This window comes from Rhizobium sp. S152 (assembly GCF_030380735.1).
GTDB lineage: Bacteria > Pseudomonadota > Alphaproteobacteria > Rhizobiales > Rhizobiaceae > Rhizobium.
Genome location: NZ_JAUDRZ010000026.1, coordinates 834,566 through 847,541, shown reverse-complemented (window position 1 = coordinate 847,541; position 12,976 = coordinate 834,566). Strand labels below are relative to the sequence as shown.

16 protein-coding genes are annotated in these 12,976 nt (G+C 61.7%); 5 read left to right on the top strand and 11 right to left on the bottom strand.

The genetic code is table 11. From position 1 onward, the window contains the following. Positions 1 to 89: 89 nt before the first annotated feature. The 4 genes from QTL95_RS23255 to lgt all read right to left on the bottom strand — a co-directional run bounded on the left by QTL95_RS23255 (position 90) and on the right by lgt (position 4,108). Complete coding sequence (locus QTL95_RS23255) at positions 90 to 1,241, bottom strand: M24 family metallopeptidase (RefSeq protein ID WP_289722247.1); 1,152 nt, start codon at positions 1,239 to 1,241, stop codon at positions 90 to 92. A gap of 5 nt (positions 1,242 to 1,246) precedes the next feature. Then, entirely contained in the window at positions 1,247 to 2,041 is a 795-nt protein-coding gene (gene pgeF / locus QTL95_RS23250; RefSeq protein ID WP_289722246.1) for a peptidoglycan editing factor PgeF, read from the bottom strand. Positions 2,042 to 2,136: 95 nt separating this feature from the next. Further along, positions 2,137 to 3,237 (bottom strand): class I SAM-dependent methyltransferase, encoded by a 1,101-nt coding sequence (locus QTL95_RS23245; protein WP_289722245.1) that lies wholly within the window; start codon positions 3,235 to 3,237, stop codon positions 2,137 to 2,139. Between the two features lie 22 nt (positions 3,238 to 3,259). After that, positions 3,260 to 4,108 carry a prolipoprotein diacylglyceryl transferase gene (gene lgt / locus QTL95_RS23240; RefSeq protein ID WP_289722244.1) on the bottom strand — a complete coding sequence of 283 codons (849 nt, stop codon included), beginning with the start codon at positions 4,106 to 4,108 and terminating at the stop codon, positions 3,260 to 3,262. A 291-nt stretch (positions 4,109 to 4,399) separates the two neighbouring features. Here lgt and QTL95_RS23235 point away from each other — a divergent pair, with 291 nt between their 5' ends. From QTL95_RS23235 to QTL95_RS23220, 4 genes are all read left to right on the top strand, one after another. Then, positions 4,400 to 4,660: an accessory factor UbiK family protein gene (locus QTL95_RS23235; protein WP_289722243.1), complete on the top strand. Its 261-nt coding sequence runs from the start codon at positions 4,400 to 4,402 to the stop codon at positions 4,658 to 4,660. Positions 4,661 to 5,052: 392 nt separating this feature from the next. Further along, complete coding sequence (locus QTL95_RS23230) at positions 5,053 to 5,553, top strand: YbjN domain-containing protein (RefSeq protein WP_289722242.1); 501 nt, start codon at positions 5,053 to 5,055, stop codon at positions 5,551 to 5,553. Then, on the top strand, positions 5,554 to 6,372 hold the full coding sequence (proC, locus tag QTL95_RS23225; RefSeq protein WP_289722241.1) for a pyrroline-5-carboxylate reductase: 819 nt from the start codon (positions 5,554 to 5,556) through the stop codon (positions 6,370 to 6,372). 12 nt (positions 6,373 to 6,384) lie between these two features. Continuing rightward, the gene (locus QTL95_RS23220; RefSeq protein ID WP_289722240.1) at positions 6,385 to 6,726 is read left to right on the top strand and encodes a tRNA-binding protein; all 342 of its coding nucleotides are present in this window, start codon (positions 6,385 to 6,387) and stop codon (positions 6,724 to 6,726) included. On the opposite strand, the gene QTL95_RS23215 is transcribed toward QTL95_RS23220, so the two are convergent. From QTL95_RS23215 to QTL95_RS23195, 5 genes are all read right to left on the bottom strand, one after another. Further along, positions 6,727 to 8,106, bottom strand: a complete 1,380-nt coding sequence (locus QTL95_RS23215; protein WP_289722239.1) for an ATP-binding protein — start codon at positions 8,104 to 8,106, stop codon at positions 6,727 to 6,729. 28 nt (positions 8,107 to 8,134) lie between these two features. Further along, positions 8,135 to 8,836 carry a response regulator gene (locus QTL95_RS23210; RefSeq protein ID WP_289722238.1) on the bottom strand — a complete coding sequence of 234 codons (702 nt, stop codon included), beginning with the start codon at positions 8,834 to 8,836 and terminating at the stop codon, positions 8,135 to 8,137. Positions 8,837 to 8,853: 17 nt separating this feature from the next. After that, positions 8,854 to 9,285: a MarR family winged helix-turn-helix transcriptional regulator gene (locus QTL95_RS23205; RefSeq protein ID WP_442981345.1), complete on the bottom strand. Its 432-nt coding sequence runs from the start codon at positions 9,283 to 9,285 to the stop codon at positions 8,854 to 8,856. A 472-nt stretch (positions 9,286 to 9,757) separates the two neighbouring features. Continuing rightward, entirely contained in the window at positions 9,758 to 10,024 is a 267-nt protein-coding gene (locus tag QTL95_RS23200; RefSeq protein ID WP_289722236.1) for a hypothetical protein, read from the bottom strand. A 250-nt stretch (positions 10,025 to 10,274) separates the two neighbouring features. Continuing rightward, entirely contained in the window at positions 10,275 to 10,889 is a 615-nt protein-coding gene (locus QTL95_RS23195) for a DUF1236 domain-containing protein (protein ID WP_289722235.1), read from the bottom strand. A gap of 285 nt (positions 10,890 to 11,174) precedes the next feature. Here QTL95_RS23195 and QTL95_RS23190 point away from each other — a divergent pair, with 285 nt between their 5' ends. Continuing rightward, entirely contained in the window at positions 11,175 to 11,822 is a 648-nt protein-coding gene (locus QTL95_RS23190) for an MBL fold metallo-hydrolase (protein ID WP_289722234.1), read from the top strand. A gap of 63 nt (positions 11,823 to 11,885) precedes the next feature. Here the strand turns inward: QTL95_RS23190 and QTL95_RS23185 are convergent, their stop codons facing one another. Then, positions 11,886 to 12,305 carry a BA14K family protein gene (locus tag QTL95_RS23185; protein WP_289722452.1) on the bottom strand — a complete coding sequence of 140 codons (420 nt, stop codon included), beginning with the start codon at positions 12,303 to 12,305 and terminating at the stop codon, positions 11,886 to 11,888. 143 nt (positions 12,306 to 12,448) lie between these two features. After that, positions 12,449 to 12,664: a cold-shock protein gene (locus QTL95_RS23180; RefSeq protein ID WP_018897410.1), complete on the bottom strand. Its 216-nt coding sequence runs from the start codon at positions 12,662 to 12,664 to the stop codon at positions 12,449 to 12,451. Positions 12,665 to 12,976 lie beyond the last annotated feature (312 nt).

Below are 12,976 nucleotides of genomic sequence, written 5' to 3'. Positions count from 1 at the left end.
CGTCCTTCCGCATGCATCAATGAGCCCCGATCACCTTATGGCGGTCGGGGCCGTGTCGTGTCAATTCCGGATTCTTAAGGGTGGCCGGATCAGGCGACGATCAAGTCGAGCGCGTGGCGCGAGAGGCTGCGCGGCGCGTCCGCCGTGGTCAGATAGGTCTGGCCAAGGGTCATTGCGGTGCCGCTGTCGGAATCCATGATGATCATGTGGACGAACAGCGACATGCCCGGCTCGATCGGCTGCGGATTGCCGACATGGAACATCTGGTGCTCCATCCAGGATGGGGCGAAGCGGGCGCCGAGCGAGTAGCCACAGGCGTTCAGCCGGTGCCGGGAGAGGCCGCGTTCGTCCATGATCCTGGCGTGCACATCGAACACATCGCCGAAGGTATGGCCAGGCTTGAGCACGGTCTCGATGGCCTGAATGTTCTCAAGGCAGGCATTGTAGAGCTCGCGGTGGCGGTAGCTCGGCTCGCCGACGACGATCGTGCGCATCATGGCGGCGTGATAATGGGCATAGACGCCGGCCCATTCGAGCGTCAGCTGATCATTGGCATCAAGCTTGCGGCGGCCGGCCTTGTAGCGGCAGAGCAGGGCGTCTTCGGCCGAGCCGATGATGAATTCGTTGGCGGGATAATCGCCGCCGCCGGCAAAGACGGCCCCCTGCATGGCGGCCAGGATATCGGCCTCGTCGGCGCCGGCCTTCGTGAGCGCGATCGCTGCGTCGAGCGCGTCGTCGGCCAGCGCCGCCGCGCGTTCGACATAGGCGATCTCGGCCGGGCTTTTCACCAGCCGCAGGCGGCTGACGAGGTAGGAGGCGTCGACGATCTGGCCAAAGGTCATCAACTGCGCGTCGAGCAGGCGGGCGACGCGGCCAGTTATGCCGTGTGTGTCGTATTCGACGCCGATGCGGGCGCCGAGCAGATCCATCTCGACCAATAGGTTCTTGAGATCAAGGGTCGGGTCGGCGTTGACCCGATCGACCCAGATATGAATGTTGTCGAGGATCGAGGTCTGCTTGGCCTGGCGCAGGTCCGCCGAGCGGGTGATCAGCGCCATCGTTCCATCTGCCTTGACGACGAGCGTCTGGAAGAAGCAGTAGCCGAAGGTGTCGTAGCCGGTCAGCCAGTACATGCTTTCCTGAGCAAACAGCAGGACGGCGTCGAGCTTTTCCTCGCGCATCTGGTCGGTGAGGCGAGAAAGGCGGGCGGCGAATTCGGGTCTGTCGAAGTGGAGGGCCATAGCGGTCAGGTCTCCCTTATGGCAATCGCTGAAATCTGCCGGCCATAGTCCGGCTCCTGGTTGTGTGTCGTGCGGCGGTAGGAGAAGAAGCGCTCGCTGTCGGGATAGGTGCAGACGCCGAGGCTTTCGGCGCGCACGCCGGCTGCGCGCAGTCGAGCGACAGTCAGCGCGGGCAGGTCGAACATGGCGTGTCCCGGCTTTGCCGAAGCCACGAAGTAGCGCTTGTAGGACGGGTCCTCGCCAAGAAAGCGTTCGACGAATTCGGGGCCGACCTCGTAGCTCGCCTGGCTGATCGACGGTCCCAGGCAGGCGACGATTGTCTCGCGCCTCGCGCCAAGGCCTTCCATCGCCTCGATGGTGTTTTCGAGAACGCCGGTCAGCGCGCCCTTCCAGCCGGCATGTGCAGCGCCGATGACGCGGTTTTCGGGATCGGCGAAGAGGATCGGGCCGCAATCGGCGGCAAGCACGCCAAGCGCGATGCCGGGAGTTGCCGTCACCAGCGCATCGGCTGGCGGGCGCGTGCCGTCATATGAGCCGTCGACGACGATCGCATCCGGAGAATGGACCTGGTGCACGGTGGCGAGGCGCTCGACCGGCAGGTCGAACCAGTTGGCGACGCGGCGGCGGTTCTCGCTCACCTTTTCGCGGTCGTCGTTCGAGCCGAGGCCGACATTGAGGCCGCGATAGATGCCGTCGGAAACGCCGCCTTCACGGGTGAAATAGCCATGCATGATCGCACTTCCGGTCGCTTCGTTCAGCAGCGCGCTCTGGATCGGTGCTGGAGATACCGCATCTGTCATCAAAAAGTTCCGAGATCCAATCGAATTGGCTTGAGGCTTCGCTTTCGAAGCAGTGTCGATAGAGGCCGGATGTTGACCCGGCAGCGCGCGCTCTGTCAATCCACCGGCCGGAATGGCATCAGGTCGACCGCGGGGCTCGAGACCGCCATGACCTTGAAGAGCTGGCCCATGCGGCCTTCACCTTCGCCGGCGAGCCGATCGACGGCCGTCTGGATGATGCCCTGCGTGTGGGCGGTGTGGTCGCGGCCGAGGGCGGCGGCGCGTTCGAGGATGCCGAGGCCGACCAGAAAGTCGCCCTGGTGCAGCAGGCCGTTGACGTGGAGGCCCGATGCCGTCGCGGTTTCCGAGAGCGCCTGGAAGTCGACATGGCTGGTGAGATCCGCTTCGCCGGGATGGGCGAGCGGCGGGTCGAACTCGTGCATGCGAACGGCCTGCAGCGTGTCGCCGAAGCCGGTGACGAGGTGGCCGTAGTCGATCGCCAGCGCAGTGCCGCCGAATGCCTTCAACCGGTTGCAGAGCGCCAGCATGACCGACTGGCGGGCAGGCGAGATCTCGAAGAGGGTGCCGACCGGCATGGTCTGCGCCTGATCCGGCAGTAGTGCCGGATCGATGCCGGCGACGCCGACGCCGAAGGACAGTTCGTCATTGGCGTCGAGGCCGACCATGCGCTCGCGAAAGCCGGTCGCTGTCTTGACGAACTGGCGGATCGGGATCGCGTCGAACAGCTCGTTGGCGGCCACCAGCACGAAGCCGGGCGGCACGTCGTCGAAGTCCTCGTGCCAGGCGATCTTGCCGCCGTATTGGGAAAGCGCTTCCTTCTGGATGTCGCGCAGGCGCTCGCTGGTTTCGACCAGATGGATGGTCATGCTTTCGAAAAGCGGCGGCGCGAGGCGCGAGATGACGCGCAGCATGTCCGACATCATCGTGCCACGGCCGGGACCGATCTCGACGAGGCGCGCGCCCGAGGGCGTGCCGTGGCGCTGCCATGCATGGACCACGAAGACGCCGATCATCTCGCCGAAAAGCTGGCTGACCTCGGGCGCGGTGACGAAATCGCCGGCGCGGCCGAAAGGTTCGCGCGTGCGGTAGTAGCCGTATTCCGGATCCGCGAGGCAGAGCGAGAAGAAATCCGTGACGCTGATCGGCCCGTTCGCCTGGATGATCGTCTTGATCTTTTCACCAAGTGCGGTGGTCATGCGATGCCTCCTGTCGCCGCGATCAGTTCTGAACGGCAATCTGACGGCGGGCGCGAACCATGGCCCATATGCCCAGCAGGATCATTGGCGACGAGAGCACCATGCCCATGGTCAGCCAGTTGGTGCCCAGCAAGTATCCGAGCTGGGCATCCGGTTCACGAAAGAACTCGACGAAGATGCGCGACATGGCATAGCCGCAGACGAAGACGCCGGAGATGAAGCCGGGGGTCTTCAGGGCGCGCAAGACATAGATCATCAAAGCCAGCACGAGGACGAGCACGACGCCTTCGAGGCCCGCCTCGTAAAGCTGGCTCGGATGACGGGCGAAGGGGCCGCCGGTCGGGAAGACCACCGCCCACGGAACGTCCGTGAGGCGGCCCCACAATTCGCCATTGATGAAATTGGCGATGCGGCCGCAGAACAGGCCGATCGGCACGACGGCGGCGACGATGTCGAACAGGCTCCAGATCGGAATGGAATTGCGGCGAGCGAAGATCAGCATGGCGATCGTGGTACCCGTCAGGCCGCCATGGAAGGACATGCCACCGTTCCAGATCTGGATGGCGCGGATCGGGTTCTCGATGATGGCGCCGAGATCGTAGAACAGGATATAGCCGATGCGGCCGCCGAGCACGATGCCGAGCGCGACCCAGACGATGAAGTCGTCGAGCTGGGCCTTGGTGATCGGCGACTGATTGCCCGGCCACAGGCTGTCGTTGCCGGCGATGAGGCGGGCGTAGTACCAGCCGAGCATGATGCCTGCGACATAGGCCAGGCCGTACCAGTGAACGGCCAGCGGTCCGATCGAAAAGGCGATCGGATCGATATTCGGGAACGGCATGATCGCCAGGAGATTGGCTACTGTCGGCAAGGTTTTCTCATCCGCTGGCGCATGCTTTCCGGTTCGATCGAGCCGCAAGCGATGCGCAGATTCAAAGTGTTGAAGCGTTTCACCCGCGCTTTTTTATGGCGCGGGATGTTTTTCGGTTGCGGAAGATGGCGGCGGTAGCGGGGGTGGTCAAGTCGATTGTTCGCAACCGCTGATGCAGCGGCGGCTTATCCAGTGCAAAGCGCTTGCATCTGCGGCGGCAAGGCCCTACCTCAATTCCAGAGGGCCCGTAGGGCCGCAGGATCAATCACCACGACCAAGGAGAAGGCCGCCATGACGACTGGAGCCAACCGCATCATGGACGAATTCGCCAAACTTATGACGGATGCCGCCGGCGCGGCGCAGGGCGTGCGCAAGGAAGTCGAAACGGCTTTCAGCGCCCAGGCCGAGCGCTGGCTGAACAGCATGGATGTCGTCAAGCGCGAGGAATTCGAAGTCGTCCGCGAAATGGCGATCAAGGCCCGCGACGAAAACGACGCTCTGCTCGCGCGCATCGAGGCACTGGAAGCCAAGCTTGCCGCCAAGGGCAAGTAATTCCCGATCCGACACAGCTCGCGGTGTGTCCTTTATGCGACACGCCGCGGCAACGCTCTAAAATACGGGTGAGCTTATCCACCTGTGGACACTGCCAAAAAAGCCAATGGGCAGAGTCGTTTAAACCCTCCTTCTGAATCTTGTTGCCAACACCTTTCCACAGTGCCGTTCCCTAAAACGGGCTAAAGGGGCTGGCGTGTCGGCATGCCCGTTATACACTGATTTTAAATGATGATTCGAACAGTTGGTAAGCTCCGGACAGGGTAGTCGCGTCAGTCTGGTAGTGGTTCAACGGGTCATCTGGGTTGGTGGTTTCCGGTCGTTGCGTATGTTCTCCTTGTGTCGTCGTTGACCAAGTCGGTACGTATTCACTCCGGTCAAGAAGGTGCTGCATGAGCCTCATGGAATTGGAAGTCGAGCGTCAGTCGAACCCGGTCGATATGATCGAGTACGTCGCCGCCAACAACGACTGGGCTTTCGAGCGGTCGGGCGATGACGAAATCGCAATGACGGTCGAAGGCAAGTGGACCGACTACCACGTTTCATTTTCCTGGATGGAAGAGTTCGAGGCGCTGCATCTCGGCTGCGCCTTCGATGTGAAAATTCCCGATCTCAGAATGAACGAGGTGACCAAGCTGCTGGCCGGCATCAACGGCCAGGTGCTGATGGGGCACTTCGACGTATGGCGCCAGGAAGACGTGATCATCTTCCGGCAGTCGCTGCTTCTCGCCGGCGGCGCCGAGCCTACCAATCGCCAGGTAGAAGTGCTGCTCGCCAGCGCGCTCGATACCTGCGAGGCCTACTATCAGGCATTCCAGTTCGTGATCTGGTCCGGCATGGACGCCAATCGTGCGCTCGAAGCGGTCCTCTTCGAAACCGTGGGCGAGGCGTAAATGTCTGCTGCGGCCTCAGGTTCGATCGTTCTCGTCGGCGCCGGCAACATGGGCGGCGCCATGCTTTCCGGCTGGCTGAAGAACGGCGTCCCCGGCTCGTCCGTCGTCGTCATCGATCCCGGCCCGTCCGAGAAGATGATGGCCGCGATCAACGAAGCAGGGGCCACGCATGTCACGTCCGCGCCGGCGGATCTCAAGGCTGGTGTTCTGTTTCTTGCGGTAAAGCCGCAGGTGATGGAGACGGTGCTGCCGCCGGTCAAGGCGACCGTCGGCGACGATACGGTCGTCGTCTCGGTTGCCGCCGGCAAGACGCTCGGCTTTCTGGAGACGCATCTCGGCCAGGCCGCGATGGTCCGGGCCATGCCGAACACGCCCGCCATGGTCGGCCGTGGCGTGACCGGCGCCTTTGCCAATGCACGCGTCAGCGCTGAACAGCGCCAGCGCGTCGATTCTCTCCTGCGTGTGTCGGGTCCTGTCGAGTGGGTCGCGACCGAAGCCGATATCGATGCCGTCACGGCATTATCGGGCAGCGGTCCGGCCTATGTGTTTTATCTCGTCGAGTGTATGGCAGAAGCAGGCCGTAAACTTGGCCTGCCGGCGGACCTTGCCATGCGCCTTGCACGGGAAACGGTCGCGGGGGCTGGTGAGCTTTTGCACCAGTCCCCCGACGACGCTTCGCGCCTGCGAGAGAATGTGACCTCTCCGGGAGGCACGACGGCCGCGGCACTTTCCGTATTGATGGCTGACGATGCGATGCAGCCGTTGTTCGACAAGGCTCTGGCGGCTGCTCGCAAGCGGGCCGAAGAGTTGGCCGGCTAGAGTTTTGATCCGATGAGCGAAGAAATCACCTATAGCGACTTCGAGCGCGTCGATATCCGCGTCGGCACTGTTATCGAGGCCCATCCTTTTCCCGAGGCGCGCAAGCCGGCCTTCAAGCTGCTGATCGATTTCGGACCCGAGATCGGCGTGAAAAAGTCCTCGGCGCAGATTACGGTTCACTACACGCTGGAGAATCTCGTCGGCCGGCAGGTGCTCGCGGTCGTGAATTTCCCGCCGCGCCAGATCGGCCCGTTCCGCTCCGAGGTGCTGACACTCGGTTTCGAGGACGAGGCGGGCGCCATCGTGCTGGCTGCTTCCGACAAACCGGTGCCTAACGGCAAGAAGATCATGTGATCACGCTGGAATGCGGATGGTGGCCCGCAGGCCGCCGAGCGGGCTGTCGCCGAGGGTAACGTTGCCCCCGTGACTGCGGGCGATGTCGCGGGCGATGGCAAGGCCGAGCCCCGTCCCCGAGGCGTCGAGGTTGCGCGCCTCATCGAGACGGAAGAAGGGTTTGAACACGTCCTCGCGATTTTTTTCCGGAATGCCGGGGCCGTCATCATCGAAGGTGATGGTCAGCCACTTGGCGCCGTGCTTGGCGTCGATGTTGAGCGTGCGGGCATAGCGGCGGGCGTTCGAGGCGAGGTTGGTGACGAGGCGGGTGAACGCGTTGGGGCGGACGGAGATGTCGTCGTTGCCTTCGATCGAATAGGTCAGCGCCTTGCCGTCATGAAGCGTGAAATCGGCCTCGACCTTGGCGAGAATGTCGCTCAGCCGGACTTCGCCGACATCTTCCTCCACCTCGTTGCGGGCGAAGGCCATGTAGGCTTCGAGCATGGACTGCATATCGTCGACATCGTCGCTCAGACCCTGCAGATCGGGATTGTCGCCGGCCAGTGCCAGCTGCAGCTTGAAGCGGGTAAGGATGGTGCGCAGGTCGTGGCTGACGCCTGTCAGCATCGCCGTGCGCTGCTCGATCTGGCGCTCGATGCGTTCGCGCATGAGAATGAAGGCAAGGCCGGCGCGGCGAACCTCGTCGGCGCCGCGCGGGTGGAAGCTCTCTGCCTTCTGGCCCTTGCCAAAGCTTTCCGCGGCATCGGCCAGCGACAGGATCGGCCGGATCTGGCCGCGCAGGAAGAGAATCGAGATGCCGATCAGCACCAGCGAGGCGCCCACCATCCAGACGATGAAGATATGGGTGTTGGACGCATAGGTTTGGCTGCGCTTGGCAAGTACCCGCAGGATCTTGTCATCAAGCTTGATCCTGATCTCGACAAGGTTTGAATCGCCGACGGTATCGATCCAGTAGGGGCGCTTGATCTGGTCGCTGATCTCGTCGCTCAGAATGCCGTCGAGAATCGAGAAGAAGGGCTTGATGCGCGGCGGCGGCAGGTCGCCATCCGGCTCCACCGAGATCTGCAGGCCCATCTGCTCGCGGGCGATGCGCGTGATGTCTGTGTAGTCGGTATCCTGCGGATAAGTCTGGATAATCTGGATAACGGAGGCGATGTCGCGGGTGACGGCCATGGATAGCCGCTGCGTGACCATCTGCCAGTGCCGTTCCATGACAAGGGCGGCGACGACCGATTGCAGGAGCAGCATCGGGATGATGATGATGAGGAGTGAACGGACATAAAGGCCCTTGGGCAGGCGGTGCCGCAGCCATCGGGTAAATCCGCGCCAGCCGTAGCCCGGCGAGCGGTCGTCGCGCCGAATGAAATCGAAGGTCACCATCTGATCGTCTGGTCCTGGGTTGGGGCTTTCAATCGATGCTCAACCGGTATCCTATACCACGCACCGTCTGTAGCCAGACCGGATTTGCGGGATCGTCCTCGATTTTACGGCGTAGCCGGTTGATCTGGACGTCGATCGTCCTCTCGCCGACATCGACATCGTTGCCGATGAGTTCATGGCGCGGAATGGTGTCGCCGGCGCGGCGGGCGAAGAGCAGCATGATTTCCTGTTCGCGATCGGTCAAACGCACGATCTCGGACGCCTTCTTCAGCTCCCTGCGCGTCAGCGAGAAGGTATAGGGTCCGAACATGACCTGCTCGATCTTCGGCGCATCGGTGGAAGCATTGCGGCGCAGGATGTTGTTGATGCGCAGGACGAGCTCGCGCGGATCAAAGGGTTTAGCCAGATAATCGTCGGCGCCGGCCTCAAGGCCGGAGATGCGGCTGCCGGATTCGGCAAGCGCCGTCAGCATGATGATCGGCACGTTCTTGATGGTGCGCAGGTGCTTGGTCACCTCCACGCCGGTCTCACCGGGCATCATGACGTCCATGATGATCAGGTCGAAGTCGAGCCCCGCCAGCTTGCGCTTGGCCTCGGCGCCATCGGCGGCAACGGTCACGCGAAAGCCGTTCTCGCTCAGATAGCGATTGAGCAGGGCGCGGATACGCGTGTCGTCGTCGACAACAAGCAGATGCGCAGCATCGTCCGAGATCACTGTCTTTGGCGTCATTCCGTCCGCTTTCGAATTTACCTGTTCCGCATGCCCTGCAGGAAGGATTTTACGCCCTCCCGCACCTCCGGCGAAGCCCCGTCGAATGCTCTCTCAATACGGCGCGATTGCGGCTCTGCCAATGCAAAGGCCAGTTCGCGCCCTGTCTTGGTCGGATAAAGCTTGCGTTGCCGTCTGTCCTCCGGCCCCGCAACCTGACGAATATACCCCGAATCAATCAGTTGTTTGAGTACCCTTGCGAGACTCTGCTTGGTTATCTTCAATGTATCCAGGAGATCGGCAACGGTCATGCCCGGGTTGCGGTTAACGAAATGCACCACGCGGTGATGCGCCCGGCCGAAGCCGCTTTCGGCGAGGATGGCGTCCGGATCGGACACGAAATCGCGGTAGGAAAAGAACAGAAGCTCGATGATGTCGAAGTCGATGGTATCGGTGTTTTCCATCGGCATCTTCAAAGGCTCGGGCTTGCCGGCTTTCGGGCTGATCTGTTTCGCCAATGTGGCATGTCCTTTCTATTCGGCGTTCTGGGAAGCTCTCGCATGATATGTCAGGAATATTGACTGTTTTGCGATTGGTAACTTTCCCTGGCCTTGCGAAGCCGACGAGACCGCCCGTTCAGAAGAAAGGCGGTTGTCTTCGCAGGTTTCCCCTTTTATGCGCAAATTCCCCTGCATTGAGTGGATACCTTATTCGGGACAACAATCAACAGGGTTGCGCGTGCCGGCGGACTGGAATGCGAAACACCGGCCATAGGTTAGCGGTTTGCGCCATTTCGGGGCAAAGGGATCCGGGTCTGAGTTGTGCATAAGGGGCAAGGTGTCCCGATCATGAACGACCGGGCGGTGAAGGCGGAATGGGCTTCGAGGTTGCTTTTGGAAAAGCGAGGGCGGAGCGCTGCACGCCCCGCCGTCACTTTTCACCCTATCTCGCCTTAGCGGCAACCGCGCCGACGATCGTCGACAGAATGCCACCGCCGATCAGGCCGCCAATGCCGTCGGCGATCAGGCCCGTAAGGCCGGCTTCTCCGCCGAACATGGTGAGCAGCATGCCGCCGCCGATGCCGCCCACGGCGCCTGCGATGGTGCGGGCGACAGTGTTGACGGCCATCTGCTTGAGCGCTCCGCTCGCCAGATTGCCGCCGATCGCGCCCGCGATCAATTGCGTGATGAGTGGTAACAAGGTTTCCATTCTTTCCCTCCTTCGCGCTCCTCAAGCGCTGGTCGCCGGCTGCGCTTGTCTCTCCCGGAGACAGCCAGCCTCACAGGCGATCCGGCGTCCGACGAGGGCAGGGATATCGTCTGAATTTCAGTAGTTTATCATATGCGATGGGGGAATGGAATGGATGGCAACTCGTGCGGGAGATTGAGGCAAGTGCTGCGACGCTCCCACGCAAGAAGGGCGGCAACATGGCCGCCCTTTGTGTCTGATGTGCATTCGCTTACTGGTAGACGTAAACAATGCGGCGCGAGCCCGGATCGACCAATACGGGGCGATCGTTGATGCGCACGTAGCGGTACTGATAGTCCGGAATCTCCTGGAACGTCACGTCACCCGGTACCTGAGCGCCAACCACGACGTCGCCGCCAAGCCGCACGGTTTCGCCAGGATTCGTCTGGACATATGTCGTCACCGTTTCAGGCGGAGCGATGGTTTCAGGGGAGCCGACCGGTCCGATCAGCTCGTCGCCCGGAGCCGGATCCGCAGGGCCGGGGACGCTGGCCGTTGTTTCATAGGTCACGACAGGTACGCCGAGATCGGCGCGGTGATCCTGAACGATAACGGTCTCGCCGCCCTGATCCATCTGCAGATATTCGGCATAGACCCAGCCACGCACGCCATTGGCGTCGATACGGCACCAGCGACTATCCTCGACGCAGCCGTCGAGATAGGCTTCGGAGCCACGAGGCGCTACACCCACCGATGGATATTGCGTGCCCGGGCCGGCATGAATCGTCAAGTCGTTGACGGCCGTCGCTGCCATTTCCGCACGCGCCAGACCGGCACTTGCCGCAACGATCGCACCCGCAAGAAAAAGGTTTCGCTTCAAGGTCATCTCGGTTCTCCTTCTTTCCGATGGGCTGGTAACGCCTTGGCCGTCAGGAGGTTCCGCCGATTTGGAAACGAGACGGAGCCCGTGGGAGGCGAGCTCCTCCATCCGTTTGAATTTTCAGATGAAAAGCATGCAATGCAGGTTCATCACCAACGGTATCGCGTTTGTGATCTTTCGTGATTATCGCCTGTTTCCGGCGGTCGGCGCGACGCAGTGTTCGCAAAAGCGTGGCTGTGCGCGACGCGAATTGCCGCTATACCGGTGAGACAAGATATAAGCGAGGCGACAATGGGCATGCTCCAGGCCGGTATAATTCCGGTGACACCCTTCCAGCAGAACTGCACGATCCTGTTCGATCCCGATACGAAGGAAGGCGTGGTTGTCGATCCTGGTGGTGACGTCGCCAACATCCTGCAGGCGATCGAACAGAACGGCTTCCTCATCAAGGAAATCTGGCTCACGCACGGCCATCTGGATCACGCGGGCGGCGCCAAGGAGTTGCGCGAGGCGCTCGGGGTTCAGGTGATCGGCCCGCACGAGGACGACCTTCCGCTGCTGCAGCGGATCGAGACGCAATCGCAGAAGTACGGCCTGCCGCCGGGCATGCAGAATGTCGTGCCCGATCGCTGGCTGAAGGATGGAGACAAGGTTTCCTTCGGCGCGCATGAGTTCGAGGTCTATCACACGCCGGGCCACGCGCCGGGACATGTCATCTATTTCAACCGTGCGCAGAAGTTCGCCCATGTCGGCGATGTCTTGTTCAGCGGCTCCATCGGGCGCACGGATCTGCCGGGCGGGGATCACCAACAGTTGCTCGATTCCATTCGTGACAAGGTCCTGCCGCTCGGGGACGAGGTCGGCTTCATCTGCGGCCATGGTCCGGGCAGCCGCATCGGCGACGAGCGGCGCAGCAACCCCTATCTGCAGGGGATCTAATCCGGGCAAAAGAAAAGCGCCGCTCGATGGCGGCGCTTCGTCTCTCGCATGCCGGGAAGTGGATCAGCCGGCGGTGCAGAAATGGCTGCGGTTGTCGTAACCGATATAGGTGCCGCTACGCGGGTCGAACGAACGGTAGCGGTAAGCGCAGTAGCGTTCCCACTGCGGAGTCCACGGCTCAAGGCCGGCGGCGGCTGGATAGTAGCGCGGCGGCGGTGCGCGATAGACAGGGGCGCCATAGACCGGAGCGGGCTCGTAGTAATCCGGCTCGTAGGGCGGGTCGATGTAGCGCGGGCCGGAGTTGGCGATCGCCGAGCCGACGATCAAGCCGGTGGCAAGGCCCACGGCACCGCCCACCAGCGCGTCATTGCCATGGTGATACCGGTGGCGGCGCCAATCGTCAGCCGATGCGGCGCCGATCGAGGAAAGGGTCAGGGCAACAGCTGCTGCCGTCAGAAAGAGCGTTTTCGCGAGCCTATTCATCATGTCTAGTCCTGTTAAAACCGAGCGCCGGTCTTGCACCGTGATAATGGCAAGGTAAGGGCTGCGATCTGAATGCAGGCTGAACGACAGAACCCGGCATTGCTGCCGGGCCTCGCTTCCAAACTGACAGCGCTCAGGCGATATCAACCATCGATCTGAAGGTTGACGGCCTTGGGGCCCTTTCCGCGGCGATCCGGCTCCGTATCGAAGCTCACCTTCTGATTTTCCGTCAGTCCGGCCAGTCCCGAAGCCTGAACGGCGGAAATGTGAACGAAGATATCAGCGCCGCCCTTGTCAGGCTTGATGAAGCCGAAGCCCTTGTCGGTGTTGAAGAATTTTACAGTGCCAGTCTCGGCCATGCGTCAGGTCCTTTTAGCTCCGCCCGCCATCCACACGGGCAGCATTATGACATTGCCTCCTCACGGAGACGTTGCAGGCAATCGAAATTTGAGAAAAAGGTCCCCTCTTACTCGGTTGGATCATCGCGAAACTTTGCCCGCTTTACTGATCCCCCGACCGGAAATTAGCGTCTCCGGCGCGCATATTATGTAGGACTTCCCATGCTCGCAAAATGCCCGAACGAGGCGAGATTGATGCGATTATTAAATTTTGGCAAGCAAAAGTTTTTTAACTGATCTGTGCTGGAAGCCGTGCGCCGGCTGCGCTTTTGA

Coding starts and splice junctions, on each gene's coding strand:
- QTL95_RS23255 (WP_289722247.1), bottom strand. CDS start 1,241: ATGGCCCTCCACTTCGACAGACCCGAATTCGCCGCCCGCCTTTCTCGC.
- QTL95_RS23235 (WP_289722243.1), top strand. CDS start 4,400: ATGACGACTGGAGCCAACCGCATCATGGACGAATTCGCCAAACTTATG.
- QTL95_RS23230 (WP_289722242.1), top strand. CDS start 5,053: ATGAGCCTCATGGAATTGGAAGTCGAGCGTCAGTCGAACCCGGTCGAT.
- QTL95_RS23200 (WP_289722236.1), bottom strand. CDS start 10,024: ATGGAAACCTTGTTACCACTCATCACGCAATTGATCGCGGGCGCGATC.
- QTL95_RS23195 (WP_289722235.1), bottom strand. CDS start 10,889: ATGACCTTGAAGCGAAACCTTTTTCTTGCGGGTGCGATCGTTGCGGCA.
- QTL95_RS23220 (WP_289722240.1), top strand. CDS start 6,385: ATGAGCGAAGAAATCACCTATAGCGACTTCGAGCGCGTCGATATCCGC.
- QTL95_RS23245 (WP_289722245.1), bottom strand. CDS start 3,237: ATGACCACCGCACTTGGTGAAAAGATCAAGACGATCATCCAGGCGAAC.
- proC (WP_289722241.1), top strand. CDS start 5,554: ATGTCTGCTGCGGCCTCAGGTTCGATCGTTCTCGTCGGCGCCGGCAAC.
- QTL95_RS23180 (WP_018897410.1), bottom strand. CDS start 12,664: ATGGCCGAGACTGGCACTGTAAAATTCTTCAACACCGACAAGGGCTTC.
- QTL95_RS23210 (WP_289722238.1), bottom strand. CDS start 8,836: ATGACGCCAAAGACAGTGATCTCGGACGATGCTGCGCATCTGCTTGTT.
- QTL95_RS23190 (WP_289722234.1), top strand. CDS start 11,175: ATGGGCATGCTCCAGGCCGGTATAATTCCGGTGACACCCTTCCAGCAG.
- QTL95_RS23215 (WP_289722239.1), bottom strand. CDS start 8,106: ATGGTGACCTTCGATTTCATTCGGCGCGACGACCGCTCGCCGGGCTAC.
- QTL95_RS23185 (WP_289722452.1), bottom strand. CDS start 12,305: ATGAATAGGCTCGCGAAAACGCTCTTTCTGACGGCAGCAGCTGTTGCC.
- pgeF (WP_289722246.1), bottom strand. CDS start 2,041: ATGACAGATGCGGTATCTCCAGCACCGATCCAGAGCGCGCTGCTGAAC.
- QTL95_RS23205 (WP_442981345.1), bottom strand. CDS start 9,285: ATGCCGATGGAAAACACCGATACCATCGACTTCGACATCATCGAGCTT.